Genomic DNA, 4,542 nt, shown 5'->3' on the forward strand with positions numbered 1-4,542 from the left:
AACACTCCCGGTCGGCGGGGGTCTGATCGGTGGAGTGTGCAGATGGCGCGGGTGGGGTTGTCGTTCAGCGACAGGTCGGAGATCTCGGCGGCCTCGAAAGCGGGCTGGTCGGTGCGGAGGATCGCCCGTCACCTGGGGCGTTGCCCGTCGGTGATCTCGCGGGAGCTTCACCGGAACTCGACGAAGACCCGCGGCTACCAGGCCGTGACCGCAGACGTCAGAGCGCAGCGTCGGCGAGCTCGCCCGCAGCAGCGGAAGGTCGCGGGGGATCCGGTGCTGCAGGCGAGGGTGGACGCCGACCTGGCCGCGTCCTGGACGCCGAACGAGATAGCGGGCCGGTTGCGTCTGGAGGCGACAGACCCGACCGTTGAACGCATGGCGAACTCTCCTGACGCACGCGGCCGAACCGTCTCCGGTGAGGCTATCTACCAGTACATCTACGCAATCCCGAAGGGTGAGCTCGCCCGCAAGGGCATCTTCCTGCAGTCCAAGCGGACCAAGCGCCGACCACGTACGACCGGGCGGACGCGCGGTGGCCCAATCGTAGGTATGGTCCCGATCGCGGAGCGAGGTGAGGACGCCGCCCAGCGTCGGGTGCCGGGGCACTGGGAGGGTGACCTGATCATCGGGAAGAACGGCACCTCGTGCGCGGCGACGCTGGTGGAGCGGATGAGCGGGTTCACCGGGCTGCTGGCCCTGCCCTCGAAACACGCCGAGCCAACCGCTGACGCGGTCATCGAGTTTTTCAACGACCTGCCCGAGATGATGAAGGCATCGTTGGCGTGGGACCAGGGCAGCGAGATGGCCCAGCACGCGAAGGTCTCCCTGGCCACGGCGATGCCGGTCTACTTCGCCGATCCCCACTCGCCCTGGCAGAGGCCCAGCAACGAGAACACGAACCGGCTCTACCGGGAGTATCTGCCCAAGGGCACGGTGATCCCCGATCACCAGCCCTACCTCACCACCATCGCCGAGGAGATCAACAATCGACCCCGCCGCCGACTGGGCTATCTCACGCCCACCGAGGCATTCGCTCGACTGCTCGCCGGCGAGCCCCATGTTGCTTCGACGCCTTGACATCGCCGTTCGCTTGCCCGCGAGGGATGGGTGGCTGGTGATGATCCACGTGCTTGTGCCGTTCCAGAAGCCCGTTCCTCTGCCGCCGTTCGATCCCACGACCGGGGTGTAGTATGGATCGGAGAACCTCCCAGTATTGGCCGTGAGTGTAATTCTCGCATCGCTCCGAGCCCTTGTCTGAGCCTTTCCCGGCCGCGAGCTTGAACTGGCAGCAGGATACAGACTGAGTAAGCCCCTGACTCGCAGGCTGATTTTGGTGCTGACTCCTTTCGACTCGCATTTGTACCTAGTCTTGTATATAGCTCCACGTGCTCCATTTGAGTAATGCGGGTAGTCAATTCTCGCGGTGCACTTTACGAAGCGGGCATTTTCTTCCTCGGATGATTCGGCACTTCGAGAAGCGACCTGGCCCCCGAGCGTCACCGTCGTTTCCACGTACTCCCGGGTGTCGCCAGCCTGTCGAAGGATTTCCTCTTCCGACATATTGAGTGCGTCCGTCTCGACTCTTTCGGACCATGCTTCGTACTGCAGCATGGTTGAGGAGGCAATTTGCGCATCTTCGTCTTCTTCTGCGGATGCGGGAGACGAGACGCCTGCGGCAAGCAGGATCGACATGCCTATCGCCAGAACTACCTTGGGTGGCTTCACGCGATTCCAATTCTGCTAGCTCCGCCTCGGCAGCCACGATGCGACCGAGCGTCGGAGTGAGGTGGGTTGATACTAAGCAGTAGCCGACCGAAAGGGTGCAGGGATGCACGAGCGATGTCGAGATTGTGATCGAATCGAGACCCGAACTCCTGGTTCGCCTGTGGACTTACTCTCCTGGCGAAAGTCCAGGCTTGATCTAGCTCACACGGATCTTTTGGTCGGCGCCGCCAATATGATCCTGAACAGGCATTTCGAGGTTGATGATTGCTGTGGGCACCGTCGCGAGTGTGATGAGGACCCAGCCGGGGACGTCTCCGCGATCGGGGCGGTCACGGTCGAGATGATCGCGGCCGGTTCGCGCAAGGGAAAAGCCCGAACCGGAGCCGTCGATGATCTGGCGGCGGTGGCGCGCCGTGCGGCGGGGGACAGAGGTCTGCCCCGGCGACGACGTGGGATCGGCTGCCCAGCCGAGGGCGAGCAGCGTCAGGCTGGTCGTGAGGTGCCGGAACATCGGGTCTCCTCCGTGGGGGTCGGGTTCTGTCAGCGGCGAGGCGGTCGGGTCGGCTGTCATGGGCTGAGGTCGAGGACGGCGAGGCCGATGGTAGCGAATTCCTTGTTCATGAACGTAGAATGAGGGACCCGATTTCCCCGGTTGGAGCAATTTGCTCTTGCTCTAACCGGGGATCCCTTATTTCTTTTGCTTCTTCCTGATGAAGAGGCTCAGAAGGCCAGTGGTTGCTTTGATCAATGCGGCTAATCCGAAGAGTATCGCGGCGATTCCGGCCAGTGTCCCTGCATCCATATTCTCAACTCTCGCGTAGTTGTGGTCTCAGATCTGGTGACCGAACGCGATGAGATTTTCGTCTCGAAGTAGAGTTCGTGCATGCCGAATCGCTGAACTCGCCTCTGCACTGATGTCGTCACAGATTTATTGCCAAAGCTTGTCGGATTCGTAGCAATCAACACGGTCGTGTCCGTGCTATCCCTCAAGCTTGGGAGAGTCCGCACAGAAGAACAACCAGGAGGATCCGCTTGTCCATCTACGACGAAGCAATTCAGCGTGCCGGTCGAACTCTCACCGAAGGTGTTCGCCGCTTACTAGAGGGCACGACCCGCGAAGCTGCGGAACGCACCCACACTTTCCGTGGCCCGAGTACCGGCGATCTTGAAGCCCGGGGTATCACCCGGTTCCGCTTTGTTAGTGATCAGGGAGGGGGAGAGGGCAAATGAACCGACTTCTCACCGATGATGAGGTGGCCGAGCAGATCGGTTGCTCGAAATCTAAGCTGCACAACGACCGGGGTCTCGATCGTGGGGATGGAGGCGACCGTGTACCCAAATGGATTGAAGTCGGCACCTCGTGGCGCAAGCGAACAAGAGGTACAAGGCAATCAGCTGTCGACGAGTGGCTCGATCGACATGAATTCGGACGCGGTTCAGGCGGCGAAGGTGAGCGGAGTTGATCAATCTCGAACGGTTGCTCACGGCGAAACAGGTGGCAGAAATACTGAATTGCTCAGTACAGCATGTCAACCGTCTTCGCGGTCGAGGTGATCTCGCTGCTATCGCAGTAGGAGGCATGTATCGATATTCCCCGGACGAGATTAGCCGGTATATCGACAGATAGGGCTCCTTGGGTCACCAGTCTTTACAACGCGATGTTGGCCAAGGTGAAGTCGCGACACGTTAACGACACGGAATCAAGCTGAAACTTTCACTTAGGCGGGGGTGGGGGCGATGTCAAGGCGTCGAAGCAACATGGGGCTCGCCGGCGAGCAGTCGAGCGAATGCCTCGGTGGGCGTGAGATAGCCCAGTCGGCGGCGGGGTCGATTGTTGATCTCCTCGGCGATGGTGGTGAGGTAGGGCTGGTGATCGGGGATCACCGTGCCCTTGGGCAGATACTCCCGGTAGAGCCGGTTCGTGTTCTCGTTGCTGGGCCTCTGCCAGGGCGAGTGGGGATCGGCGAAGTAGACCGGCATCGCCGTGGCCAGGGAGACCTTCGCGTGCTGGGCCATCTCGCTGCCCTGGTCCCACGCCAACGATGCCTTCATCATCTCGGGCAGGTCGTTGAAAAACTCGATGACCGCGTCAGCGGTTGGCTCGGCGTGTTTCGAGGGCAGGGCCAGCAGCCCGGTGAACCCGCTCATCCGCTCCACCAGCGTCGCCGCGCACGAGGTGCCGTTCTTCCCGATGATCAGGTCACCCTCCCAGTGCCCCGGCACCCGACGCTGGGCGGCGTCCTCACCTCGCTCCGCGATCGGGACCATACCTACGATTGGGCCACCGCGCGTCCGCCCGGTCGTACGTGGTCGGCGCTTGGTCCGCTTGGACTGCAGGAAGATGCCCTTGCGGGCGAGCTCACCCTTCGGGATTGCGTAGATGTACTGGTAGATAGCCTCACCGGAGACGGTTCGGCCGCGTGCGTCAGGAGAGTTCGCCATGCGTTCAACGGTCGGGTCTGTCGCCTCCAGACGCAACCGGCCCGCTATCTCGTTCGGCGTCCAGGACGCGGCCAGGTCGGCGTCCACCCTCGCCTGCAGCACCGGATCCCCCGCGACCTTCCGCTGCTGCGGGCGAGCTCGCCGACGCTGCGCTCTGACGTCTGCGGTCACGGCCTGGTAGCCGCGGGTCTTCGTCGAGTTCCGGTGAAGCTCCCGCGAGATCACCGACGGGCAACGCCCCAGGTGACGGGCGATCCTCCGCACCGACCAGCCCGCTTTCGAGGCCGCCGAGATCTCCGACCTGTCGCTGAACGACAACCCCACCCGCGCCATCTGCACACTCCACCGATCAGACCCCCGCCGACCGGGAGTGTT

3 protein-coding genes are annotated in these 4,542 nt (G+C 62.3%); 1 reads left to right on the forward strand and 2 read right to left on the reverse strand.

Annotated elements, in window-relative coordinates:
* A partial coding sequence (locus EZE58_RS12465; RefSeq protein WP_240941127.1) for an IS30 family transposase occupies positions 1-1,077 on the forward strand: 1,077 nt, incomplete at its 5' end.
* Positions 1,078-1,921: 844 nt separating this feature from the next.
* On the opposite strand, the gene EZE58_RS12470 is transcribed toward EZE58_RS12465, so the two are convergent.
* Together EZE58_RS12470 and EZE58_RS12480 are read right to left on the reverse strand one after the other, a co-directional pair.
* Positions 1,922-2,236 carry a hypothetical protein gene (locus tag EZE58_RS12470; RefSeq protein ID WP_009381335.1) on the reverse strand — a complete coding sequence of 105 codons (315 nt, stop codon included), beginning with the start codon at positions 2,234-2,236 and terminating at the stop codon, positions 1,922-1,924.
* Between the two features lie 1,229 nt (positions 2,237-3,465).
* The coding region (locus EZE58_RS12480; RefSeq protein WP_240941127.1) for an IS30 family transposase at positions 3,466-4,542 on the reverse strand (1,077 nt) is incomplete at its 5' end.

This window comes from Brevibacterium sp. LS14 (assembly GCF_012027885.1).
GTDB classification, from domain to species: Bacteria; Actinomycetota; Actinomycetes; order Actinomycetales; family Brevibacteriaceae; genus Brevibacterium; species Brevibacterium casei.